Origin of the sequence: Campylobacter sp. RM5063 (assembly GCF_024723655.1) — a bacterium.
Lineage (GTDB): Bacteria > Campylobacterota > Campylobacteria > Campylobacterales > Campylobacteraceae > Campylobacter_D > Campylobacter_D lari_D.
Window position 1 is genome coordinate 16,552 of record NZ_JANQDA010000002.1, and the last position, 25,580, is coordinate 42,131.

At 30.3% G+C, this 25,580-nt stretch carries 25 protein-coding genes; 3 read left to right on the top strand and 22 right to left on the bottom strand.

The window, feature by feature from the left end; genetic code table 11:
• Window positions 1–140 precede the first annotated feature (140 nt).
• The 3 genes from CAMP5063_RS00990 to kcuS all read left to right on the top strand — a co-directional run bounded on the left by CAMP5063_RS00990 (window position 141) and on the right by kcuS (window position 3,074).
• Window positions 141–632 (top strand): DUF4198 domain-containing protein, encoded by a 492-nt coding sequence (locus CAMP5063_RS00990; protein WP_337194678.1) that lies wholly within the window; start codon window positions 141–143, stop codon window positions 630–632.
• A gap of 148 nt (window positions 633–780) precedes the next feature.
• Window positions 781–2,886, top strand: a complete 2,106-nt coding sequence (locus CAMP5063_RS00995; protein WP_337194638.1) for a carbon starvation CstA family protein — start codon at window positions 781–783, stop codon at window positions 2,884–2,886.
• Window positions 2,883–3,074, top strand: a complete 192-nt coding sequence (gene kcuS / locus CAMP5063_RS01000; protein ID WP_337194639.1) for a KCU-star family selenoprotein — start codon at window positions 2,883–2,885, stop codon at window positions 3,072–3,074. Before CAMP5063_RS00995 ends, kcuS begins: the two co-directional genes overlap by 4 nt.
• 60 nt (window positions 3,075–3,134) lie before the next feature.
• On the opposite strand, the gene serC is transcribed toward kcuS, so the two are convergent.
• The 22 genes from serC to CAMP5063_RS01110 form a co-directional block, all read right to left on the bottom strand.
• Window positions 3,135–4,211, bottom strand: a complete 1,077-nt coding sequence (gene serC, locus CAMP5063_RS01005) for a phosphoserine transaminase (RefSeq protein ID WP_337194640.1) — start codon at window positions 4,209–4,211, stop codon at window positions 3,135–3,137.
• Window positions 4,212–4,223: 12 nt separating this feature from the next.
• Window positions 4,224–5,387: an exodeoxyribonuclease VII large subunit gene (gene xseA / locus CAMP5063_RS01010; protein ID WP_263725825.1), complete on the bottom strand. Its 1,164-nt coding sequence runs from the start codon at window positions 5,385–5,387 to the stop codon at window positions 4,224–4,226.
• Window positions 5,384–6,085 (bottom strand): bifunctional demethylmenaquinone methyltransferase/2-methoxy-6-polyprenyl-1,4-benzoquinol methylase UbiE, encoded by a 702-nt coding sequence (gene ubiE, locus CAMP5063_RS01015; protein WP_133319552.1) that lies wholly within the window; start codon window positions 6,083–6,085, stop codon window positions 5,384–5,386. The genes xseA and ubiE overlap by 4 nt, the downstream gene beginning before the upstream one ends.
• A gap of 7 nt (window positions 6,086–6,092) precedes the next feature.
• Window positions 6,093–7,277, bottom strand: a complete 1,185-nt coding sequence (locus tag CAMP5063_RS01020) for a hypothetical protein (RefSeq protein WP_263664594.1) — start codon at window positions 7,275–7,277, stop codon at window positions 6,093–6,095.
• 1 nt (window position 7,278) lies between these two features.
• Window positions 7,279–7,692 carry a peroxide-responsive transcriptional repressor PerR gene (gene perR, locus CAMP5063_RS01025; RefSeq protein WP_133319550.1) on the bottom strand — a complete coding sequence of 138 codons (414 nt, stop codon included), beginning with the start codon at window positions 7,690–7,692 and terminating at the stop codon, window positions 7,279–7,281.
• A gap of 81 nt (window positions 7,693–7,773) precedes the next feature.
• The gene (gene dxs / locus CAMP5063_RS01030) at window positions 7,774–9,603 is read right to left on the bottom strand and encodes a 1-deoxy-D-xylulose-5-phosphate synthase (protein ID WP_337194641.1); all 1,830 of its coding nucleotides are present in this window, start codon (window positions 9,601–9,603) and stop codon (window positions 7,774–7,776) included.
• Window positions 9,600–10,412: a flagellar assembly protein FliH gene (fliH, locus tag CAMP5063_RS01035; RefSeq protein ID WP_337194642.1), complete on the bottom strand. Its 813-nt coding sequence runs from the start codon at window positions 10,410–10,412 to the stop codon at window positions 9,600–9,602. The genes dxs and fliH overlap by 4 nt, the downstream gene beginning before the upstream one ends.
• Window positions 10,413–10,416: 4 nt before the next feature.
• Complete coding sequence (gene fliG, locus CAMP5063_RS01040; RefSeq protein WP_039619192.1) at window positions 10,417–11,445, bottom strand: flagellar motor switch protein FliG; 1,029 nt, start codon at window positions 11,443–11,445, stop codon at window positions 10,417–10,419.
• Complete coding sequence (gene fliF, locus CAMP5063_RS01045; RefSeq protein ID WP_133319547.1) at window positions 11,445–13,130, bottom strand: flagellar basal-body MS-ring/collar protein FliF; 1,686 nt, start codon at window positions 13,128–13,130, stop codon at window positions 11,445–11,447. Before fliF ends, fliG begins: the two co-directional genes overlap by 1 nt.
• A gap of 14 nt (window positions 13,131–13,144) precedes the next feature.
• A complete protein-coding gene (gene hisC / locus CAMP5063_RS01050; RefSeq protein ID WP_263659772.1) occupies window positions 13,145–14,236 on the bottom strand; it encodes a histidinol-phosphate transaminase in 1,092 nt (363 codons plus the stop codon).
• Entirely contained in the window at window positions 14,226–15,299 is a 1,074-nt protein-coding gene (pheA, locus tag CAMP5063_RS01055) for a prephenate dehydratase (RefSeq protein WP_263659771.1), read from the bottom strand. The genes hisC and pheA overlap by 11 nt, the downstream gene beginning before the upstream one ends.
• Window positions 15,296–16,057 (bottom strand): HAD-IIA family hydrolase, encoded by a 762-nt coding sequence (locus CAMP5063_RS01060; protein WP_337194643.1) that lies wholly within the window; start codon window positions 16,055–16,057, stop codon window positions 15,296–15,298. The genes pheA and CAMP5063_RS01060 overlap by 4 nt, the downstream gene beginning before the upstream one ends.
• A 1-nt stretch (window position 16,058) precedes the next feature.
• A complete protein-coding gene (lysA, locus tag CAMP5063_RS01065; RefSeq protein WP_337194644.1) occupies window positions 16,059–17,264 on the bottom strand; it encodes a diaminopimelate decarboxylase in 1,206 nt (401 codons plus the stop codon).
• 17 nt (window positions 17,265–17,281) lie between these two features.
• A complete protein-coding gene (locus CAMP5063_RS01070) occupies window positions 17,282–18,343 on the bottom strand; it encodes an LptF/LptG family permease (RefSeq protein WP_220566586.1) in 1,062 nt (353 codons plus the stop codon).
• A gap of 3 nt (window positions 18,344–18,346) precedes the next feature.
• Entirely contained in the window at window positions 18,347–18,886 is a 540-nt protein-coding gene (gene pth, locus CAMP5063_RS01075) for an aminoacyl-tRNA hydrolase (protein WP_263659767.1), read from the bottom strand.
• A gap of 1 nt (window position 18,887) precedes the next feature.
• Complete coding sequence (locus CAMP5063_RS01080) at window positions 18,888–19,424, bottom strand: 50S ribosomal protein L25/general stress protein Ctc (protein WP_263728627.1); 537 nt, start codon at window positions 19,422–19,424, stop codon at window positions 18,888–18,890.
• A gap of 46 nt (window positions 19,425–19,470) precedes the next feature.
• Window positions 19,471–20,442 (bottom strand): transaldolase, encoded by a 972-nt coding sequence (locus CAMP5063_RS01085; protein WP_337194645.1) that lies wholly within the window; start codon window positions 20,440–20,442, stop codon window positions 19,471–19,473.
• A complete protein-coding gene (gene serB, locus CAMP5063_RS01090) occupies window positions 20,439–21,065 on the bottom strand; it encodes a phosphoserine phosphatase SerB (RefSeq protein WP_133319538.1) in 627 nt (208 codons plus the stop codon). Before serB ends, CAMP5063_RS01085 begins: the two co-directional genes overlap by 4 nt.
• Window positions 21,065–21,583: a chemotaxis protein CheW gene (locus CAMP5063_RS01095; RefSeq protein ID WP_133319537.1), complete on the bottom strand. Its 519-nt coding sequence runs from the start codon at window positions 21,581–21,583 to the stop codon at window positions 21,065–21,067. The genes serB and CAMP5063_RS01095 overlap by 1 nt, the downstream gene beginning before the upstream one ends.
• A 4-nt stretch (window positions 21,584–21,587) precedes the next feature.
• Window positions 21,588–23,894 carry a hybrid sensor histidine kinase/response regulator gene (locus tag CAMP5063_RS01100; RefSeq protein ID WP_220566582.1) on the bottom strand — a complete coding sequence of 769 codons (2,307 nt, stop codon included), beginning with the start codon at window positions 23,892–23,894 and terminating at the stop codon, window positions 21,588–21,590.
• Window positions 23,895–23,896: 2 nt separating this feature from the next.
• The gene (locus tag CAMP5063_RS01105) at window positions 23,897–24,850 is read right to left on the bottom strand and encodes a chemotaxis protein (protein ID WP_133319535.1); all 954 of its coding nucleotides are present in this window, start codon (window positions 24,848–24,850) and stop codon (window positions 23,897–23,899) included.
• On the bottom strand, window positions 24,850–25,578 hold the full coding sequence (locus CAMP5063_RS01110; RefSeq protein ID WP_220566581.1) for a UDP-2,3-diacylglucosamine diphosphatase: 729 nt from the start codon (window positions 25,576–25,578) through the stop codon (window positions 24,850–24,852). Before CAMP5063_RS01110 ends, CAMP5063_RS01105 begins: the two co-directional genes overlap by 1 nt.
• Window positions 25,579–25,580 lie beyond the last annotated feature (2 nt).

Consider the following 25,580-nt stretch of genomic DNA (forward strand, 5'->3'; position numbering starts at 1 on the left):
GCAATGGATATGAAGTAGGTTTTTGAGCTGATGATCACTGGGGACAATATCAACCTGATAGGGTTTTTGGTATAAGTGCAAAAGATTCTCAAGGAAAAAATTTAAAAGCTGGCTATGACTACGAAAATAACAAAATATTTATTGAGGGAAAACCTGCTGTTGCAAGTGTTAATTATGATTTTGGATATTACACATTTACAAAAGATGGAAAACATTATGCACAAAAAAGATCTGATATTACAGATATTACTGGTGCAAATGAAGTCACTCAAACAAGAAAAATTTTCAAAATGGGAAAAAGCATTTTTTCTTGGGATGAAGGTTCAAAAAAACCATTAGGATTAAAATTTGAAATAGTTCCTTTACAAAATCCTTTAACACTACATGAAGGAGATAAATTAAAACTCCAAGTTTTACTAGATGGAAGACCCGTAAAAGGAGTTGAATTTGAAGATCAAAATGATGATATCGACAACATAGCAACAAATGAAAAAGGTATAGCAACAATCACACTCACAAAACCAAAAGATGGTTTACAAATAATAGCTGCAAACATCAAACTACCATACAATCTAGACAGATATGGCGATACTTTACAATTGACAGCGACACTAAGTTTTAAATCTAAATAATTTCAAATTCTTAGTCAATAAAATTAATTTTTAATTGACTAAGAAATATGTTACATTTTGTAATATATTAATTTTTTATTTATCCTATATAGCAATAAAATATAATTCTACGATACACTAAATAAATTCACTAAAGCAAAGGAATTAAATGAATATTACTAACAAAATATTATGGTTTTTTGTTGCCATTGTCGGTGCTGTTTGTTTTGGCATATTAGCACTCCAAAATGGCGAAAGTATTTCAGCGATTTATCTTGTTATTGCTGCTTTATGTATTTATATCATAGGGTATAGATTTTATGGTAGATATATTGCCTATAAGGTGCTAGAGCTAGATAAAAACAGAGCAACTCCTGCTGTAGTTAAAAATGACGGATGTGATTTTGTCCCTACAAATAAAATTGTACTTTTTGGACATCATTTTGCCGCTATCGCAGGAGCTGGTCCTTTGGTAGGTCCTATACTTGCTGCACAAATGGGTTATTTACCCTCTATGCTTTGGATATTAATAGGCGGTGTTTTAGCAGGTGCGGTACATGATTTTGTAGTTTTATTTATATCTACGCGTCGTAATGGAAAATCTTTAGGAGAGATGATAAAAGATGAATTAGGACAATTTATCGGCGCAATAGCAATGATTGCTATATTTGGAATTATGCTTATAATTATTGCGATTTTAGCTATGGTTGTTGTAAAAGCTTTAGCAGAATCTCCATGGGGATTATTTACCATCGCAATGACCATTCCTATTGCTGTTTTTATGGGAATTTATATGAGATTTTTAAGACCTGGTAGGGTTGGTGAAGCTTCTATTATAGGTTTTATATTGCTCATATTAGCCATACATTATGGAAGTGAAATAGCTGCTGATCCTTATTGGGCGAAAATATTTACCTTTGATGCACCAACTTTAGCACTTATTATGATGGCTTATGGTTTTATAGCTGCAATTTTACCTGTTTGGTTTTTACTTGCTCCAAGAGATTATTTATCAACTTTTTTAAAAATCGGTGTTATTGTGGTTATGGCTTTAGCTATTGTATTTGTAGCGCCTGATCTTCAAATGCCAAAAATTAATTCTCAATATTTAGATGGAAGTGGGCCTGTATTTGCTGGAGCAATTTTTCCATTTTTATTTATTACCATTGCATGCGGAGCTATTAGTGGTTTTCATGCATTAATTTCAAGTGGCACAACTCCTAAAATGCTTGAAAATGAAACTCATGCATTAGCTGTTGGATATGGCTCTATGCTTATGGAAAGTGCTGTGGCTATCATGGCTTTAATTTGTGCTTGTATTTTACACCCTGGTCTTTACTTTGCCATCAATGCGCCTGCTGCTACTATAGGTGTAGATGTTGCAAATGCAGCTGCTGCTATTTCTAGCTGGGGTTTTAAAATAACTCCTGAAGAAATCACTACTTTAACTACAAATATAGGCGAACAAAGCATATTATCAAGAACTGGTGGGGCACCAACATTTGCTGTAGGTGTTGCTTTAATTTTACATGAATTATTTGGTGGAGTGAATTTAATGGGCTTTTGGTATCACTTTGCTATTTTATTTGAAGCCTTGTTTATTTTAACTGCAGTTGATGCTGGGACAAGAGCTTGTAGATTTATGGCTCAAGATATATTGGGTAATGTTTATAAACCTTTAGGAAATATCAATAATACCTTAGCAGGAATTTTTGCAACAGCTTTAAGTGTTGGTGGATGGGGGTATTTTCTCTATCAAGGAGCGATAGATCCAAAAGGCGGAATTTACTCATTATGGCCACTTTTTGGAGTGAGTAATCAAATGCTTGCTGGTATGGCATTGCTTTTAGCAAGTGCGATTTTATTTAAAATGGGGAAGGCAAGATATACTTGGATTACTCTCATACCTGCTTGTTTTGTTTTAATCGCAACACTTTATGGAGGTATTCAAAAAATTCTTCCTTACAAAGAAGGAGATCCAATCCATAATGCTATAAGTCATGTTGCTGCTGTACAAATAAATACGCAAAAAATACAAGAATTTAATTTAAAACTTTCTCAAACACAAGATGAAGCAATAATCGAGCAAATCAAAAAAGATATAAAATTAGCATCTCAAGCTAAAAATTCTAATTTAATAAATGCAATTTTATGTGTGTTTTTCATGATTACCACTTTGCTTGTTGTACTTTCTTGCTTTGGAATTTTTATCAAAAAATTAAACATTCCTTTAAAAGAAAGCCCTTATATAGCATTAAAAAAGGAAAAAACATGATAAAAAAACTTAAATTATGGTATGAAAAATCCGAAAGGTTTTTTCATCCCTTAGTTGGAGTTGCAAGTTATGATAAATATCTTGAACATATGAGAGAAAAACATCCTAAAGCACCTTGTAAAAGTAGAAAAGAATTTTTCAAAGATTTTCTTGAAAAAAAATACAATAGTGGCTTAGTAAAATGCTGATAAATATTAAAGAGTAAAGTTTTTACTATACAAATGATTTTTGGTGAAAATCACCAAAAATCAAGCATGTTTTTTTGCAAAAGCTTTCATAAATTCACTTAACTTTTGAACCTTTTCAATGCTGATAGAATTATAAATACTAGCACGAATTCCACCTAAAATTTTATGTCCTTTAAGCCCTATCATACCATTTTCTTCAGCTTCTTTTACAAAAACTGGCTCTAAGTTTTTATCATAAGCTATATTAAAACTAACATTCATTAATGATCTATCCTCTTTTTTGGCATGACCTTTATAAAAACCATTACTCTCATCAATCACATCGTATAAAATTTTGGCTTTTTGTATATTTTGCTCATTGATTTTGTCTAATCCACCTTGATTTAAAAGCCATTTCATTTCAAGATTAAACATATATATAGCAAAGGTTGCTGGAGTATTAAATAAAGAATTATTTTCAGCATAAACGCTATATTTTAACATACTAGGTATATTTTTGTTTTTACTACGCTCTATCATATCTTTACGCACAAAAGCACAAGCAAGCCCTGAAATTCCTGCATTTTTTTGCACCCCACCAAAAAGCATAGCAATATTAGAAAAATCTATCTTTTTAGAGAAAAAATCACTAGAAGCATCAATTATCAAAGGACTTTTAGTCTTTGGATAGCTTTTATATTGAGTTCCATAAATGGTATTATTAGAGCATATATAAGCATAATCTGCATTATCGCTAAATTCAAATTGTGGGATATGATCAAACTCACTTTCTTGGCTACTTGCTACTATTTTTGTATTTACTCCTAAAATTTCAGCTTCTTTAATAGCCTTTTTAGTCCAAACTCCCGTATTAACAAATTCACAAACTCCACCCATATATAAATTCATAGGTATCATAGCAAATTGCAAACTAGCCCCACCTTGCATTAAAAGCACTTCATAATCATCATTTACACCATAAAGTTCTTTTGCCATTTTGATAGCTTCAAAATGCACTTCTTCAAAAACCTTTCCACGATGAGAAACTTCCATAATAGAAAAGCCTTTACCATAATAATCAAACAAATGCTCCCTAGCTTCTTTTAAAACCTCATCAGGCAGGTTTGAAGGACCTGCACTAAAATTCATCACTCTCATTTTATCTCCTTTTTATAGTATTTGAGCTTCTTTACTCTCATTTATTGAGCAAAGCTTTATAATATCTCCTTTTTTTAGCTTTTCAAGAGAGATATTTTTGCCATCTTTTTGTAAATTTATCAAATTTTTACTTTTATCAAAGAAATTTTTATGCTGAGTTAAAAGTTCCTCAAAATTATCAAGCTTATTTTCATAATTTAATAATTTTAAATTTAAAACACTCTTTAGTTGGCTTTGTAAAAAATCAAGCTTTTGTTTTCTAAGAAAAAAAGCATTTTCTAAAGACTTAGCTTTGGCTAAATTTTGCAAGTGATCGATTTTGTTTTGATAAAACTTAAGATGATTTAACATTTGGTTTTTAAAACGCATAGCAAGCTCATCAAGTCCTTGTTCTAAGCTTAGTTTATTTGGAAAAATCATATCAATAGCTGCACTTGGAGTTGGTGCTCTTAAATCTGCTACAAAATCACTAATAACATAATCAATCTCATGTCCAATAGCAGAAACAATAGGCGTTTTTAGAGAAAAAATACATCTTGCAAGTTCTTCATCGTTAAAACAAAACAAATCTTCTCTGCTTCCACCACCTCTTGCCAAAATAATCGCATCTAAATTATACTCATTGGCTTTTTTTAAAGCATTTATTAAAGAATTTGGGGCACTTTGTCCTTGGGTAAGGGCATTAAAAATAGTTATTTTGCAAAGATTGTATTCTTTTTGTGAAATTAGCTTTAACATATCTTGCAAAGCAGCTGAAGTAAAAGAAGTAACTATGCCTATTTTTTTAGGAAATTTAATAATGCTTTTTTTAACATTTGTATCAAACAAACCTTCTTTTTCAAGCTTTTCTTTTAGAGCTAAAAATTTAGCTTCTAAATCTCCAAGACTTGTTTTTTGCATACTTTTGGCGATAAATTGATACCTGCCACTTGCTTCATATAAACTCACATAACCTCTAAGTTCAAGCATATCGCCAACTTTAGGTTTAGCTTGGACAAATTGATTAAAGCCTTTAAACATCACACAAGCTATGCTTGATTTTTCATCTTTTAAGTCAAAATACCAATGTCCTGAACTATGAATGGTAATTTTAGAAATTTCTCCACTAAGCTCTATATCATCAAGATGAAATTCTAATAAACTTTTAGCTTTTAAATTAAGTTCTGAAACTTTCATTTTTTTCTTGCAATAAACATAGAACAAACACCAAAACTAAAGCTTTTATACTCTAGCATTTCAAAATACTCACTCAATTCTTTAATAAATTCTTCTTTGCTTAAAAAATCTTCTATCGAATTTGGTAAATACTCATAAGCACTATAATTTTTACTGATAAATCCACCCACTTTTGGTAAAATATTTTTTAAGTAAAAATCTCTACAAGCAGCTATAAAACCACCCTGCTCTCTTTTAGTAAATTCAAGCACAAGTAAAATCCCATCCTTTTTCAACACTCTTGCAAATTCTTTTATAGCTTCTTTCCTATCTACCACATTGCGTATGCCATAACTTATACTTATGATATTTGCACTTTCACTTTCAAGTGGAAGTTCTTGTGCTTTTGCTTGCACAAAAGTCGCATCAGGAATTTTTTTCTTAGCCACTTCAAGCATGCCCGCACTTGGATCAACCCCTTTTATACTAATGATATTTTTATTTGTCCTTAAGGCTTGATTTTGCCATTCTATAATCATATCGCCTGTACCACAAGCCACATCGATAATATCAAGTTCATTGTTAGAAAATTTAAAAACATCTAAACAAGCTTTTTTTCTCCAACTCACATCACTTCCAAAACTTAAAATTCTATTAGCCTTATCATAAGTTGGTGCTATATCATCAAACATTTTGACTATTTTTTCTTGTTTTTGCATGTTTTTCCTAACTATATATTTTTAATTTTTTAATGCTTTTTTCAATTTGTTTTATTGTATTTTCATCATATGAAATTTGTTCTAAATGATTATGTTCAAAATAATTTTTTAGTTTTTCAATACTTTTTTCTTCAAACATAGTTGCAAAATAGCATAATAAAAATTTTATTCTTTCTAATTCTTCTTCATGATTTGTTTGAGATTTTACAATTTTTTTCTTTAAAAAAACTAATTCTTTTCTTAGTTTAAAAGCCACTAAAGACTTTAAAATTTGATTTTTCTCTCCTTGATAAAAACTACAATCATTCTTTAAAATAAAATCCATATCAAGAAAAATATCATTGATTTTTTCATCACTTAAAATAAAAATATATTTTTCTAATTCAAATTTACAAATTTTATCATTACAAATTTGTTTTTCCAAATTCAAAATATAATCTTGAAGTTTATTTTGAATACTCTTTTCAAAAAGAGTGCTAAAAAGCTCAAAGAAAATGCATATTTGCCTAAGACTTACAAAAAATTGCTCAAAACTTTCAAAATTTAATTTTTGTAAAAAATTCAATCTGTCATTTTTTAATCTTTTTAAAAGTACAAAAAGTAAGATTTTACCCGCTTCAAAACTTTGAATTTGATTTGGAAAATGTAAGCTAATATCTTCTTGCTTATCTAAAATTTTAATACATCTAGCACTATCAAAAATTTTAGAAAAATCTCCATATAATGCTAAATTTTTGCTGTAGAAATTTTCATCATCTGAAATCTCTTTATAGCTTTTAAAAAAGTGAGGTAAATTAAATTGCTTTGCTTTTTCAAAAGTAGGAAAAACAACTTTCAAAATGACCAAATCTTGTAGATTATTTTTAAACTTATAAAGTAAAAATCGAGCACTATTAATCTCAAAACTAATTCTAGTTTTCTTAATAACACTTCCTATAAGTTTTTTACTTTGCTGTTTAAATTCTTTTTTAGAAAGTTTATGATTTTTTTTATCTAAAATATCATGCAGTTTATAAAGTGAAAATCGATAATAATTTTTATTAAATTTTTTATATTTAACATCACAAAAAGGACTTATACGCGTAAAGAAAACGCGTATTTTATCCTTAGAATATATAATTTTTTCTTCTTTTAAAATTTTTATAAAGTCATCATTTTTGAGTAAAAAGCGTCTTTGGACTTCACAAACCATTTTATTTTTTACAAGCTTTACAACCATTCACATAAGCAAATACGCCAAGATAATCAATGATATTGCCAATTTTTTTCTCAAGATCTTCTTGGTATTTATTTATCCCACTATCTTCATAACATACATCTTCTATATGATTGCATTTGCTACAAATTACATGTATATGAGGATATTCATAAATATCATAACAAGTTTTTTGATTTGGAGTGTTGATTTCTACAACCAAACCTTGTTCTTTTAAAGTATTTAAATTTTTATACACTGTAGCTAAAGAGATAGAAGGATATTCTTCCTTAATGCTTTCGTATAAAGATTCTATATTAGGATGTTCATGGCGTTTTAAAATTTTTAAAATACAAAGTCTTTGAGGAGTAGCTTTTAAATCACAATTTTTAAGCAATTGAATAAGTTCCATTATTAATTCTCCGATATTTTTTATATAGTATAACGCTTTTTTTATAAAAAAATGATTATATTAAAGGATATTTTTTATCTTTTAATAAATTTTAATCTTTTTACACAAAGATTCAACATCAATTTCTAGAAATTTTTCTACTTCATTTGTTTTACCATGGGTTATAAATTGATCTTCAAATTCAAAACTTACTAGTTTTATATGATAAAGATTTTCTTTTTGCAAGAAAGTTGCAATTAAACTTCCCACTCCACCTATCTTAGCACTATCTGAAAAAACAAACCAAGTTTTTGTATCTTTTGCCAATTCTTTTAAAAGCTCTTCATCTAAAGGTTTTGCAAAAATCAAATCTATTAAGCTTGCATAATCTAAACCAAGTTTATCTAAAACTAGTTTTGCCTTAGCCACACCCTGACCAAAACCTAAAAATACTTTATCGCTTTGCACTTTAGATAAAATTTGAGCTTTTGCAAGTTTTATCTCACATAGATTAAAATTTTCATCTAATAAAAAATTACCTCTAGGATAACGAAAAGCAAAAACACCTTGATGAAAATAAGCATACTCCATAATTTTTTCCATCATAGCCTCATCTCTTGGAGCCGCTAAAGTAATATTTGGTATAGCACTTAAAAAACTAACATCAAAAGCACCTTGATGAGTTTCTCCATCTTCTCCTACTATGCCAGCTCTATCCATAGCAATAACTACATTTAAATTCATAATAGCACAATCATGGATAACTTGATCATAAGCTCTTTGCATGAAAGTGCTATAAATTGCTATAAAAGGCTTAAAACCTTCTTTAGCCATAGCTGCCATAGAAGTAACTGCATGTTGTTCTGCAATTGCTACATCCCAAAAACGCTCAGGATATTTTTCCATTAGCTTATCTATTCCAGTTCCACTTGGCATAGCAGCAGTTACACCTACTATATTTTCATATTTTTGAGCTAAATTTAAAAGTGTATTTGAAAAAATTTCTGTCGCACTTTTTTTGTTCATATTAGCCTTTAAACTCTCTCCGCTACTTCTATCAAAAGCACCTACTCCATGCCATTTAGCATTTTTACCTTCAGCTAATGTATAACCTTTGCCTTTGATAGTTTGCGCATGCACTACACAAGGTTTATTCATAGCTTTAGCTTGATTTAACGCATTAATAACTTCATTTAAATTATGTCCATCAATAGGCCCTATATATTCAAGTCCTAATTCTTCAAATAAGAGTCCAGGTGTAATAAGTCTTAAACCCTCTTCGAAACGCTTTGCCATATAAGATGCGCCTTGAGGAAAATACTCTAAAAGATTTTCTATGCGTTTTTTAAACTTTTGATAAAACTGCGTTGCCATTGCTTGAGAAAGGTATTTTGAAATAGCTCCAATTGGCCTTGAAATACTCATTTCATTATCATTTAAAATAATCACACAAGGATATTCTCTATCACCAAGCTCGTTTAAAGCTTCATAAGCCATACCTGCACTTAACGCTCCATCACCTATTAATACAACAGGTAAGCGATCTTCTTTTTTTAATCTTATAGCCTTACAAGCTCCAACTGCTAAAGATATAGAAGTACTTGAATGTCCTGCTACAAAATAATCCCCCTCATCAGGCTTTGTATATCCACTCAAGCCATTAAATTGTCTTAAAGTATGAAAATTATCTATCTTACCACTTAAAAGCTTATGTGGATAAGATTGGTGTGAAACATCAAAAATAAAAGGATCTTTTCGCACATCAAAAACATAATGCATTCCTATACTAAGCTCAACTACACCTAAATTTGAGCTTAAATGTCCACCATTTTTACTCACTGTATCTATGATAACTTCACGCAAATTACTAGCTAAATTTTCCAGTTCTTTAATTTGCATATTTTTAATATTTAAGTTATTTAAATCTATCATTCATTAACCATGTTTTTGATTTTTTGCAAACGATTGTTAAGGTTTGACTCTATATTACCCGCATCACTTAATATTAAAATACTTCCCTTATTAATCGCATCATCAAGACTAAATTTAATATTGCTTTGTTCTTGCAAGTGTGTTTTTACATATTCAAAATCATCAGGACTTAACTTTAATTCTATCTTAGTAGCATTTTTAAGTTCACTCATAAGTTCTTTTGCTAAATTTAATGCTATAAGTGATGAATTTTCTTCGAGCTCTTTTGCAATCACTTCTTTTGCAATAATTACAGCTGTATCGGCTAATTCTTTTTCATTTTTAGATAAAAACTCATTTAAATTTTGCACTGTATTTTCAAGCTTTTCTACGCTTTTTAAGTATTTTTCCTTCAAGGCTTCTAATTCACTTTCAAAATTCTTTTGTGCTTGTTCATAACCTTCTTTAGTAAATTTTTCCTTTGCATGTTCTAATTCTGTGTTTAAACGATTGTTAAATTCAGCCTCTTGGCTTTCTATCTGCATTTGCAACTTAATGATATTTCCTGACATTTCATCAGTTTTTTTAAGTAAATCTTCAACAAAATCAGGTTGAATTTGTGGTTGTGAGGCTTGTGGAGTAGCTTCTATTGTTTGATTTTCTACTGCTTGTTGTGTGTTTTGGACAGGAGAGACTTGATTGATAGTTTGAATTTCTTCTTGTTTTTGTTCTTCACTAGAGGGCATTTCACTCATAACTTTAAAATGATAACCCTCAACTACATGAGCAGAAATATTTTCAGGTGAAATTACATTGGTTAATTTTGCCATAATCTTACTCTATCATCTCATCAGCCTCACCCACTTGGATAAGACCTTGTTCTGCAAGTTTTTGCACCACTTCTACAACTTTTCTTTGTGCTTCTTCTACATCTTTAACACGCACAGCACCCAAAAAGCCCATTTCTTCTACAAAAGCTTCAGCAGCGCGCGTAGACATATTGGACATAAATTTTTGTTTTAAATCCTCGCTTGCGCCCTTTAAACCTATCATCAAATCACGCTTGTCAGCAGCTTTTAAAACTTCTCTAATCGCATTAGTACTAAGTTGAGAAATATCATCAAAGGTAAACATTAAATCTTTAATGGTTGTAGCAAGTTTTTCATCACTTTGCTCAATATAAGAAAGTGTTGTTTTAGAGGCTTTTTGACCCAAGCGATTAAGCACTTCAGCAACTGCTCTTGGACCACCCACTTCAACTTTATAAGAAGTAAGACTTTCAAGCTTACTTTCAAGCACAGCAGATACTCTTTTGATAATTGAAGGAGATATATCTCCAAGATTTGCCATTCTTATTACAACTTCAGCTCTTAATTCATCGCTAAAATATTCCAAAGTTTCAGCAGCTTGAGTAGTATCCATATGAGCTAAAATCAAAGCTATAGTTTGCGGGTGTTCTTTGATGATAAAGTCTGCAAGTTGTTGTGGTTTAATTTGTGAAAGATAAGCAAAATTTTGATTATTTTCCATACTTTTGGTAAGTTTTTCCAAAATTTTATTGGCAATTTCAGGGCCAAAAGTTCTAAATAAAATTTCTTTTGCATATTCCAAACCACCACTTTTTAAGTATTGATTTGATTGCAGTAAAGTATAAAATTCCTCAAGTACTGCAGTAGCAACTGGCTTATCAACATTTTTTGCTAAAGCAATATAGCGAGAAATTTCAGTGATGACATTAATATCCATATGAGAAAATAAAACTGTCGTTACATCTTCTCCAAGTTGGATTAAAAATATGGCGACCTTTTCTGGCATAGAAAGGTCATCATAGACCATTTTTTGTTCTTCGCTAAGCTTTATCATTAGATATCCTTCTCACCAAATTCGGCTTCATTTTCAACAAGTTTTTGCAACAATAATGCCACCTCTTCGCCTTTTTCATTAGCTACTGCTCTTAATTTTTCAAGTAAAACATCATATTGTAATGCATCCTCATCAAAACTATCTCCAAAACCAAGCTGTTCTTCAACTTTTCTACGAGCAGCATTGAATTTTTCAATAGCATCTTCAGCCTCATCAATAATCTGCCCATCCTTACCTTCCATCTCTTCTTCAAGTCTAATATCTGCAAGCATTTTTTGAGAAAATGGCACAATAACTTTTTTGTAAAAGATAAAAAGCAAAATCGCGGCAAATACATACTTAACAGGTGGAATAAAAGGCTCAACAAATCTTGAATAAAAAGTTTGAACCTTATTTTCAACTTTAGCTGTTCTATGAAATTCCAAATTATTTACTTCAACCGCATCACCTCTAGCAAGATTAAATCCTATGGCACCTTTAGTAAGATTTTCAATCGCTTTAATTTCTTTATCACTCAAAGGAATATATTCATTAGTAATATTTCCCTGATCATCAGTAATTACTTTATACTTTCCATCTACCACAACAGCTGCAGAAATTCTTTTAATGGTTGCAAATTGCTTAGTGGTGTTGGTAATTTTTTTAGAAATTTCATTATTGGTTGTAGTTTGATTTTTAGTATAAACCTCGCGCGCACCTTTATCATCCAAACCTTCCACAGGACCGATGTTTGAAACAGCACCTGGTACACCTTGAATTTCTTTATCTTTATAGCCTTCTCTATGCTCTTCCAAGGTTTGCTCACTACGCACAACGGTATTTGGATCATATACTTCACTTTGTGATTCTTCTTTAGAAAAATCATAATCAATACTAACCTTTGCTACTACCCTATCATAGCCACCTGCAAATGGAGCAATAGAAGCAACAATTTTTTGCTCTAATTCATATTCTTGATCTCTTTTATATTTAATTTGAGCAGCAATTAAATCACTTTCAAAAGCACCCTCATCATCTAAAGGAATACCTTTTTGATCCATGATTTTTACATTTTCTGGAGTAAGTTTTGTTACTGAAGAAGCGATTAGGTTTTTAATCCCCATAATTTGCTTTTTATTAAGCTTTAAACCTTCTTTTATAGTCAAAGCTACTGAAGCAGTTGGTGGAACTTGTTGTTGGGTAAAAAGTGTATCTTTAGCAAAAGCAATATGAACCGTAGCACTATGAATAGGCTCTAAACTTTCAATCGTTCTAGCAAGCTCACCTTCTAATGCTCTTTGGTATTTTACCTTTTGCTCAGCTTCTGTGGCTCCAAATTCTTGTTTATCAAAAAGCTCAAAGCCTACTTTATTATCTTTTGGCAATAATCCTGCAGAAGCAATAGCTAAACGCTGTTTATATACTTGTTCATTAGGAACTAAAATCGTTCCTTCATTACGCAAAATATAAGGAACTCCACTTTTTTCAAGTTGAGTTACTATCATCGCCGAATCACTAGTATTAGCATTTTCAAATAATACTGAATATCCAGCTTCGCTAGCTACTGTAGAGCCACTTCTAAAAAGGGTTAAAAATACTAAAAATCCAACTACAACAACAATAGAAGCAGCAATAATAATACGCTGTCTTAAACTTAAATTTTGATAAAGCTGACCTACTTGGTGCAGTATAGTTTTATAATCCATTTATTTCCTACAAACTAAAAATTTTTAGAAAACTCTTCAAAAAACCTTGAATTTTCATACTCTGTACCTATACTTATACGCACAGCATTTAAACCATAACTTTGTAAATTTCTTATTATTATACCGTTTTTAAGCAGTTTTTCAGATAAATCTGTGCTATTTTTTTCATCAAAAAAATAAGTAATAAAATTTGTATAGCTTGGAATGTATCGAATTTTATAATTTTTAGCAAAATCTTCATAAAGTTTCATTTGTGAAAAATTATTTTCTAAGGTTTTTTGCACAAACTCATCATCATCTAATGCAGCAACAGCAGCTTTTAAACTCAAATTAGTCACATTAAAAGGTGCTCGTAATTTATAAAATGCATTGATAATTTCCTTGCAAGCTATACCATAACCCACTCTCATACCGCCCAAACCATAAAGCTTAGAAAAGGTTCCTAGATATACTGCATTTTGAAATTTATGGATTAATTCTTTAGGATTAATATGTTTTTTGCTATCTTTAAATGAAGCAAATTCATTATAAGCTCCATCAATGGCTACCAAACAATCCTCATCAATTTTCTCTAAAAACTCAAAAACCTCACTTGCGTCTAAACACTCGCCCAAAGGATTATTTGGCAAGCATAAAAAGATTACTTTAATTTCATTTTTATGCTTTTGATATAACTCATATAACTCATTTAAATCATGGGTTAAGCTTGGAGTTTTATAAACCTTAACTCCTAGTTGTTTTGCATAAATTTCATACATAGCAAAACTAACCCCGCATTGCAAATAAGCCTTAGAATGATCAAGTTTTGCATGTACTATATATTCTATGATTTGATCACTCCCACTACCTATGATGAGATTTTCTTTTAAAATATCATATTTTTGTGCTAGAGCTTGTTTTAATTCACTCATAGTATCATCAGGATATAAATGAGCTAAATGTGCATTATTTATGATGGCTTCTTTAGCTTTTTTACTTGTGCCATAAGGATTTTCATTACTTGCTAGTTTAATAACTTCTTTTAAACCATATTCTTTAGCAATTAAATCCATATCCTTGCCACTTTCATAAGTTTTAATAGCCTCTAAAAAAGGATTAAATTTCATTGCTTTCTCCTGATAAATATGATCCAAGCCATTTTATATGCTCAGCTTTTTTTAATACTCTTTGGACATTTTCATCATCAATATGTCCTTCAAAATCTATATAAAAACTATGCACAAATTCTCTTGTTTTTATAGGGCGTGATTCAAGTTTTGTTAAATTTATCCCCTCTTTTTTAAACTCATATAACAAGTCACTAAGCCCACCTGGTTTGTGTGCAGCAAGTGCTAAGATAGAAGTTTTACAATGAGGCATTTGAGGTATTTTTATATCACTTAAAATCAAAAATCTAGTACGATTTGCCAAATTATCCTCAATCGTTTCAAATAATATAGGTACATTATAAAGTTTTGCTGCAATTTTAGAGCAAATCGCGGCTGAAGTAACATCTTGCGAAGCTAAGTAAGCTGCATGAGCTGTGGATTTGCTTGCTACAAATTCTACTTCACTTAAATCATGACTTTCTAAAAAATTTCTACATTGATTATAACCTTGTGGATGAGAATATATGCGTTTAATATCTTTTAAATTTTCACTCATACTTACAAAAGAATGATGAATATCCATATAAATTTCAGCAAAAATTTTTACATCTTCATATTTTCCAAGACAATCAAGCGTCACACCCACTGCACCTGCTGTATTATTTTCTATAGGCACTACTCCATATTTTGCTTCTTTGTGAGCTAATTCTTTGAAAACATCTTCTATATTTGCAAGTGGAGTATAACGACTCATAGCACCAAAACGCGTTCTTGCTACTTGATGTGTATAGCTTCCCTCAGGTCCTAAATAAGCTATGCTTTGGGGCATTTCTAAATTTCTTGATACAGCAAAGATTTCTTGATAAATTGCTTCGATTGCATTTTGATCTAATAAACCATGATTATAATTTTTAAGTCTATTTATAATAGCCCTTTCGCGCTCAGGTCTATAAATACTCCCACCTAAATTTTGCTTAATAACTCCTATATCTTTAACATGAAGCATTCTTTCATTAAGTAAAGCCAAAATTTTATCATCGATAGTATCGATTTTATTGCGTAATTTTTCTATATCTTTCATTTAAACCTCGATATGTAGTAATCCTTAATACTATCATATACAAAATTAAGTTTAGTTGTATCAAGACCTTGAGTGTTAGAAATTTTACCACTTAAAACTAAGCCTGTTTGCATACCAAGCTCATAAGCACCAAGCAAATCGCCTTTAAAATCATCACTAATAATTAAAGTTTTTTTAAAACTCACATTACAATCTTGCTGTTTTAATAAATTTAAAGCACTTTCATAAAAAGCCTTACTAGGTTTTCCTATCACTTTATAATCAAACTCGCATGCATTTTTAAGCATAGACATGATACTTCCAACGCCTGGATAAAGCCTTGAGTTTTTCTTATAAATACTACCCTCATGCATTGCTATAGCTTGCACGCCATCTTTAACATACTCTATCATATTAGCAAAATCTTGAAATTTAAAATCATCATAACTTGCTAGTAAAAATGCTTTTGGGTTTTTATAATCAAGCTCATAACCTAACTCTTGAAGTGAATCTAAAAATTCTTTTGCTCCAAAAGCTGCTATTTTACAAGGCTTTAAATGATCTTTTAAAACACAAAAAGGATCAATATAAACTTTTTCATTAATTTCAAAACCCAAATTTTGCAAATAATTTAAAAAATCTAATTTTTTGGTATTATTAGTAATAATTGCATAAGGAATTTTTTCTTTATTTAAAGATTTAATGAGTTCTAAAGCACCATTTATAGGACTTTTATCATAATCTGAAATCAAAGTTCCTTGCACATCTAAAAACAACATTTCAATCCTTTAAAAAATCAAGCTCTAAAGCAATTTGATCCTCATAACTTTCTCTTTTTCTAATCATTCTTACTATGCCATTTTCACAAGCTAGCTCACATACTCTATTACGAGTATTGTAATTACTACTCATACTAAAACCATATGCACCTGCGCTTTTAACTATGATCAAATCTCCTGCTTTTGTTTTAGCTAGTTTTCTATCTTTAGCTAAAAAATCTCCACTCTCACAAACCCCACCAACAATATCACAAAGGCTTTCTTCTTTATTTTCACTCAAAAGCTTGATTTCATGATAAGCACTATATAAACTTGGACGCAATAAATCATTCATCGCTCCATCAATAATCACAAAACGCTTTTTATCATTAAATTTTTCATATAAAACTTTAGTAACAAACTCGCCTGCATTTGCTACCAAAAACCTGCCAGGTTCCATACCTATACACACATCAAGACCTTGCAAACTTGCTAAAATTCCTTGAGCATAATCATATAAATTTGGCTCTTGTTCATCTTTATAACAAACTCCTAAACCCCCGCCTATATCAAAGAATTTAATATTAATTTTCAAAGCTAAAAGTTCTTTTACTAATTTTGCAACAATCGCTGAGGCCTCATGGATACTACTTATATCAAGAATTTGTGAACCTATGTGAAAATGCACTCCAACTGGCTCTAAAAATTGTGAGTTTTTAGCATAAAGATACATTTTTTTAGCACTTTCTATATCTACACCAAATTTATTTTCATGCAAACCTGTAGAAATATAAGGATGTGTTTTAGCATCTACATTTGGATTTACCCTTATGCTTATACGAGCTATCTTTTGACTTTCTTTAGCAATTTGCTCCAAAAGAAGCATTTCTTCATAACTTTCTAAATTTACATAAAGTATGTTTTGCTCTAAAGCATATTTTAATTCATCAGCACTTTTACCTACCCCGCTAAAAATAATTTTATAATTTTTAGCTCCTGCTTTTAAAGCTCTATAAATCTCACCTGCACTAACACAATCAAACCCACTATCCAAAGAAGCTAAAAGCTTTAAAACGCTTAAATTAGAATTTGCTTTGACTGCATAAAAAATTTGTGATTTTCTTGCCTTAAAAGCATCTTTTAACATTGTAAAACGCTCTTTAATTTTATCAAAATCATAAATATAAAATGGTGTGTTGTATTCTTTTGCTAGTTTTAAATAATCCATAAAAACCTCACTTGTAGTTATTTGTGTTTAAAATAATAAAAACTTCCTATACTTATTAAAATAAATACTGGTAGCATTATACCAAGCTCTGGAAGTAAAATTTCATTTTCACTCAATCTTGTTAATAAAAACAACAAACCCCAAACTAAAAGTATGCACACAAAAAACACAAAAGCTAAAAGTGCGAGATTAAAAAATCTTGCTGTTAAAGGAAAATAATAATACACAATAAGCATTAAAAATGGCGCAAAAAATGGTGTAAGAACTAAAGAATATAAACTTGTTCTAAGTGTATTAGTAGAAATATTTTGTTTTGCAAAAATTGCCATACTTTCTAGCGCGTCTAAAATAGAATAAGAAGGATTGCTCTCTACTAAAGAAATTCTTTCTAAGATTTTTGGAGAAAAGTCTTCTAAGCCTTTGATATTTTTAAATTCTTCTACGCTTAAACCCTCTTTTGAAACAATCAAATTTTGTGGTACATTAGTAGCTTTAGCGTCATTTAAGTTCCAAGAATCTCCATCAAATTTAGCAGTTTTTGCATGGATTGTGCTTTGAATGTCTAAATTTTTTACATCAAAGATTTTTATATTATATAAGGTTTGAGAACTTGTTTTTTGTATATAAATAAATTTATCATTATATTTAATCAAAACTTCCCCACCCTCTCTATCTACAACGCCACGCTTGAGAATATTACTTTTATATTCATCTGCATAAGCAAAGGCGCTAAAATTAAGTCCTACATAAACACAACAAAAAAACATAGCCCATAAAAAAGGATAAAAAATCACTTGATTTTTACTTAAACCCAAAGCATACAAGCTAACAAATTCATTCGAGCGTATCATATTAAAAATACATAAAACCAAAGCAAGGACTATAGCTAAAGGTAGTATATAAGAAGCTGCTGAACATGTTAAGAAAAATATATACAAAAGCTCTAAATTTGCACTTTTTGGCAGTCTATTGAAATTGAGTAAAAAATCAATCGCTACGAAGAAAAAAGTCAAAGAAAAAAATAAAATAAAAAATGATTTTAAATACAAAGATGAAATATAGCGAAAAAATATACTCATCGTTTAACTTTTTAAAGAATATTTTGAAGCGATTTTTTCTATATCAGAATTTAAAAGCTCAAGTAAAGCTTTTTTGCTATGTTCTAAAACCTTAGTTAAACTTTCTTGTTCTTCTTGTTTAAATTTTCCCAAAACATGAGAAATTACATCTTGTCCTTTTCCTACTCCTATGCGTACCCTCTCATAAGCATTGCCACAAAGATTATCTATACTTTTAAGCCCATTATGTCCACCGCTTGATCCACCCATTTTAAATTTCAATGCACCCAAATTTAAATCTATATCATCATGGATTACAATGATTCTATCACATTTATAATATTCACTAACAGCTTTTACACTTTCTCCTGATAAATTCATATAAGTGGAAGGTTTTAAAAAAAGAGTAGAAGAGCCTTTAAAAAGCTCTCCTTTAAATTTGGCATTTGAAAGCTTTGCTGTTTGCAAATCTTTCAAAATTAAGTCAATTAGCATAAACCCTACATTGTGACGGGTTTGGGCGTATTGTTCTCCTATATTACCAAGTCCTACGACTAAGGTCATTTTATCTTGCTTTTTCTACGCCAACTACAGCTACTCTATCAGCATCAACCATAGTTACACCCTCAGGCACAACTACATCGCGGATTAAAAGTGCATCACCAACATCAAGTTTAGTTACATCTAATTCAAAATAATTTGGTAAGTTTTCAGCTGCACATTTTACTTTCAATCTTCTTTTTGATTGGATTAAAACACCTTTATTTTTAAGACCCATAGCTATTCCTACGATTTTTACAGGAACCATATATTTAGAAATAACACCTTTTTGTGCTACTTTTAAATCTACGTGTTTTAATTCTGCAGTTACAGGATCTTTTTGATAATCAACTACCACAACATTTAATACTTTATCTGCTACTTTTACATCAAAAGCTAAAGTAGTTTTTTTGCGTACTTCTTTAATAAATTCATTTACTTTAAAAGCAGCATTGATGTTTTCTAATCCTTTTCCGTAGATGTTTGCGATTAGATAACCATCTCTTTTTAAAGCTTTAGCAGCTTTTCTACCGATACTCTCTCTAACGATACCTTCTAACATCTGTTTCCTTTCTAAAAAAATAAACGCTAATTATAGCCAAATAAGTTTATAAAGATTTTAAAATATCTTCATAAGCTATGCAAAATTGCTCCAAACCATCATCAAGCAAATCTTTACAAGCTTTACTTAAAGCATCTTTTGAAATATTTGCATTTAATTTTTTCTCTATACATTCATCTTTCAAAGGCTCTTTAAATATAATTTGCTTACCTTTAAAAGCCTTAATAGCATCTAGTGGTGCAGTATTAATAGCTTTATCATAGAGTAATTCTTTAATATAATAATCTTTTTCTAAATCATCACCCTTAACACCTGTACTTGCAAATAAAGCTCTAATATTTGTTTCATTTTGTTTAATGATATAATTATAAGCCTTTGTTGCAGTAAGAATTCCTATATAATTTTTATCTAAAACTTGATTATTTAATAATCTATCAAAACGGCTTACAAAAATACTAATAACTGCTCGAGGCTCTTTTTTAGCTGCGGTATTATTTTTTCTAAATTCTTTTAAACCTAAATTTAAAGCTTCAAAGCATTTTTTAGTTTGCTCAAAATCAAAAATCAAAGTAGCGTTAACATTAATACCATTTTTCATTAATTCTTGCATTACTTCATAAGAAGCTTCTGTAGCAGGAATTTTCATCATCACATTTTCTTTTGCAATTTGCGTGTATAATCTTTTTGCTTCGGCCAAAGATAGGCTAGTATTATCTTTTAATCTTGGGTCAATTTCAATACTAATAAAACCATCATTATTTTCATAATAATTAATAGCTAATTTATCCGCAGCCTTAGCTATATCTTCTATCGCAAGATACTCATATAAAGCTTTTTTATCTTTAAGATTTGATTTTTTGATTTTTTCTTTATAAATAGCTGAGTTTAAAATCGCATTTTTAAAAATAGCAGGATTTGAGGTAGCACCATTGATTGTTTTTGAGTAAATTAAATCTAAAAATTCATGATCTAAAAATTCATTTTCTATAAAATCACACCATAGTGAAAATTTTTTCATTGTATTACCTTTATTATTTCTTTTAAATCTTTCTTATCTATACAAATATCTGCATGAGATTTTAAAATTTCTTTGGCACAAAAAGCTATTTTTAATCCACATTCTTTAAACATAGAAATATCATTAGCTCCATCGCCTACACACATAATTTCTTCTGTTTTTAAATTTAAAAATTTCTTAAGTCTTTGTAGTATAATACCTTTTGAATTATTAAACATAATTTCTCCGCCAACTTTTCCTGTTAAAAAACCATTTTTACTATGTAAAAAGTTAGCAAAACCAAAATCAAAATGAAGTTTATTTTGTATTAAATCAATTCCTTCATGAAATCCACCACTAAAAACAATTATTTTTATATTCTTACTTTTTAAATATTCACATAATTCTTTAGCACCATTCATCAAAGGTAAATTTTCACAGCATTTCTTTACCTGCTCTATAGGCATACCTTCAAGCAAAGCTACTCTAGCGCTTAAGCTTTCAAAAAAATCAAGCTCACCATTCATTGCTTTGTTGGTGATTGCTTTTACAGCATCACCAACATTATATTCTTGCGCTAAAATATCGATAGTTTCCCCATCCATTAGCGTAGAATCAAAGTCAAAGGCACAAAGCTTTATCATTAAAACTCACGCTTTAATAAAGCTTCAGCTTTTAATATAGTCAAGATATTTTCTTCTCTTTTGCCTATACCAAAAATCATACCTTTTTCTTTTAGTAAAGTTTCAGGTGGTGGATCAATCCTACTTCTGTGAATTTTAATAGCTTCTGTTAATCTATCTATCACAAAGCCTGCATTACCTGCAGGAGTTTGATTGCCATTTGCTATACCTTTTAAAACAATATATCTTGTTTGAGGAGTCATTTTAGAACTACCTTGATTAAATCTTTTAGCAAGATCAATCAAAGGCATAACATTACCCCTCATATTAAACACACCTAAAACATAATCAGGCACACTTGGAACCCTAGTATATTCTATAGGTTTAATAATTTCTTGGATATTAAGAATTGGAATAGCGTATTCCTCATCTCCTACCACAAAGCCAACAAGCTGAATAATATCCTCTTCTTTATCTACATCAGGTTCTGCAATTTGCGCTTGTTGTTTTTGCAAAACCTGGTTTAATTTATCATTCATCTTCTTATCCTAGTTTTAAATTTTTTCTAACTACATTTTCTAAGTACTCTGGAGAGTAAGGCTTAGTAATATACTCAGTCATTCCTACTTCCACACCTCTTAAGCGGTCTGATTTACTAGTTCTTGAAGTTACTGCAACAAGTGGGAGGTTTTTATATTTAGAATATTTTCTAATTTCACCTGCTAAGGTATAACCATCCATTCTTGGCATTTCAATATCAATCAACACAGCATCAATATCATGCTCGCCTGATTTAATTGTATTTAATGCTTCAACACCATTAGTTGCTTCTATAATACTTACACCTAGTGGCTCTAATGATTTTTGCATGATATTTCTATCCATTTTAGAATCATCCACTATAAGCACTGTATAATCACTTGGTTTTTCTTTAGTTGTTTTTTTAGATTGCGATTCAATTTGTGCTTTAATATCAACTTTAATTTCTTTAGCTATATCCATCATAGCAGCAACATCGATAATCAAAGTTACTCTACCATCACCACGGATAGTTGCTCCTGCTATACCTTGGATATTTTGCAAATACTCACCCATAGACTTGATAACAATTTCTTCTTGACCTACTAAAGTATCTACTATAATACCAAGCTTACTTTCTGCCACACCTATAACAACTACATAAGTTTGATCAGTATTTTCAAGCACTTGTTTTACGCCAAATACATCTGAAAGTCTTACTAAAGATAAAACCTCATCTCTTAAGCGAAGTACATTTTTACCTTCAATAGTATAAATATCATCAATTGGCACTCTAACTGTTTCAAGAACACTTGCAAGTGGAATAGCATAAAATTCTTCTTGAGTTCCCACAAGTAAAGATTGAATAATCGCCAAAGTAAGTGGAATTTTAAGCTTCATCACAGTGCCTTTTCCAAGCTCACTATCAATTTCAATTACACCATTTAATTTTTCAATATTAGTTTTAACAACATCCATTCCAACACCACGCCCTGAAACATTGGTGATTTTTGCAGCGGTTGAAAAACCTGGTTTGAAAATCAATGCAAATGCTTCTTTATCACTCATTTGATCAGCTTCACGCTCTGTGATTAAGTTTTTCTCTATTGCTTTTGATTTTAACACATCAGCATCTAAACCTTTACCATCATCGGCAATTTCAACAACGATATGATTTCCTTCATTATATGCTTTAAGATTAACCGTTCCTTTTTCTGGTTTACCATTAGCTATACGCGTTGCTGGATCTTCTATACCATGATCACAAGAATTTCTAATCATATGCATAATAGGATCGCCAATTTCTTCTACAATAGACTTATCAAGTTCAGTTTCTTCCCCTGAAATTTCAAGCTCCATTTGTTTACCAAGTTCACGGCCTAAATCACGCACAACTCTTGGGAATTTATTAAATACTTTCGCAATAGGTTGCATTCTTGTTTTCATAACCGCAAGTTGAATATCTGTAGTGACAATGCTAAGTTGAGAAACAACTTGATTTAATTCTTCTAAGAATTTTTCTCCATCATATCTTTCTTCAACATCATCATAAATTTTTAACAAGCGGTTTTTACCTAATACAAGCTCGCCAATTAAGTTCATTAAATGATCAAGTCTTTTAACTTCAACCCTAATTGTTTGATCCATATTTGCACCGCTGCTTCCACCACCTGCTGCAGGGACCTTTTTCTCAGCTGCTGCATTTTGTGCCTGTGGAGCTGGTTTACTTGGAGTTGGAGTTGATTCTTGAGTTTTTTTCTTTTCAGCGCGTCTTGCTTGATCTTCAGCTTTTCTTACTTTTAAAAGTCTTTCAATTTCAGCTTCAACTTCATCATCACTAAGTTTATTTACATCAACTTCAGGTTCTTCAGCTTTTGGCTCTTCTTTAACTTCTTCTTTTGGCTCTTCAGCCTTAGCCGGAGTAATTGATTCTAAACTTTCTCCTTCTGAAATTGCGGTTAATCTTGCACAAATTGGAGCTATATCAAGTCCGATTGCTGTATCATTTCCATTATCTCTAATAGAATTTAATAAAGTTTTCATCATATCAATAGATTCTAAAACTACATCCATTACTTCAGGAGTAATTTTAAGCTCATTATGTCTTGCTTTATTTAAAACATCTTCCATATGATGAGTAAGTTTTGTTAAAACATCAAAATTTAAAAAGCTTGATGATCCTTTAACAGTATGCGCAACGCGGAAAATTCTATTTAATAGTTCTAAATCTTCAGGATTTGCTTCTAATTCAACCAAATCATGATCAATTTGCTCGACTAATTCAAAGGCTTCAACTAAAAAATCCTCAAGTATTTCTTGAATATCTTCCATTTTTACTCCTCACCTTTTTCATGTTTTGCTATGATACGAGAAATTTCAGCAAAGAAATCACTTGCATTAAATTTAACTAAATACCCATCTCCACCTGCTTCTTTAACACCTTTATCACTCATAAATTCATTTGATAAAGAAGAGTTAAATACGATAGGAATATTTTTAAATCTCTCATCATCTCTAACTTTTGCTGCAAAATGGAATCCATCCATTTGTGGCATTTCAACATCACTTACAATAATTTTTAAATGTTTATTTAAATCGCTGCCATAAGTACTATAAAGCTCTTCTAGTTTATGTAAACCTTCAACACCATCTTTAGCTTCAATTACTTTAAGACCAATTTTATTTAATAAATCTTTAACAAGCTTTCTTGCAGTTGAACTATCATCAAGTGCTAAAGCCATACCTTCGATTTTTTGAATTTTATCATCGTCAATATCAGTTTGTGGGGTATAAATTCCAAGTTCTTGCACTATACTTTCTAAATCTAGGATAAGTAAAACCTCATCTCCTTCGATCTTAGTTACACCAGTAATTTTACCCTTATCTAAACTACCCGCACTTGTTGCAAAAGTAGCTGGCTCAATATTTTTCCAATTAATTCTACGAATTCTTTTCGCCTCATGGACAATAAAACCGATTAAAACATTACTAAATTCAGTAATGATAACTCTAGGTTTTATATTTGTCATTTCTGGTTCTTGAATTTGCATCCATTTAGCTAGGTTGATTACAGGAATCACCACGCCACGAAGATCAAAAATACCTTCTACATATTCAGGTACTCCTGGAATTTCAGTCAAAAAAGGAATTTTAATGATTTCTCTAACCTTAGAAACATTTACACCATAAATTCCCTCATAGACTTTATCGTGGCCTTGCTTAAAGATGCGAAAATCAACAAGTTCCATTTCATTTGAACCTGTTTTAACGACATTCTCATCAAACATTATGCCTCCTTAAGTTCTATTTTGTGAAATCTGATTTCTGGCTCATATTTTACTATAAAAAAACTTTCCTTGTATGCAAAAGTAGCTAAATTTAGATATTTTATATCTTCATTTTTTAAAAATACATCTTGATGATAATGACCTTCTATTACAAAGCCTATATTATAGTGCTTTAAACGCTCTTTTACTAAAGCAGAAAAATGGGGAATTTTTCTAATAAGTTGTTTTTTGTTTTGATTTTTTAGAATTTTTTGAGTAATTCTTTCTTTACTAATAACATTTAAAAAATTTAAAAAAAGTAGCAAATAATGATTTCTCAAACTTTTTAAGCAAAACTGCAAAAAAGGTTTTAAAAAAATATCCCCATGGGCTAATTTTACTAAGGTTTTATCTTGAAATTCGCAAAGCAAGGGTTGTTGTTTTATACTAAAAACTTTCACTTTTTTAAAAAATTTAGCTAAATTAAAATCATGATTGCCTTCTAAATAAATGATTTCAATTTCATACGCAAGTTCTTCAAGTAAGTCTATATAAGCTTTTGCAAAATCATGCGTGGCCTTTACTTCATAAATTAAAAGATCAAATATATCACCCATTAAAAAAAGCTGTGGAGTTTGAATTTTTTTATTTTTTAAGGCTTGCAAAAACTCCCAAAAACCACGCCTATTTTTATTTTCATGCGCATCGGCAATAAAAATAGCATTTTCTTTTATAATTATTTTTTGCAAAA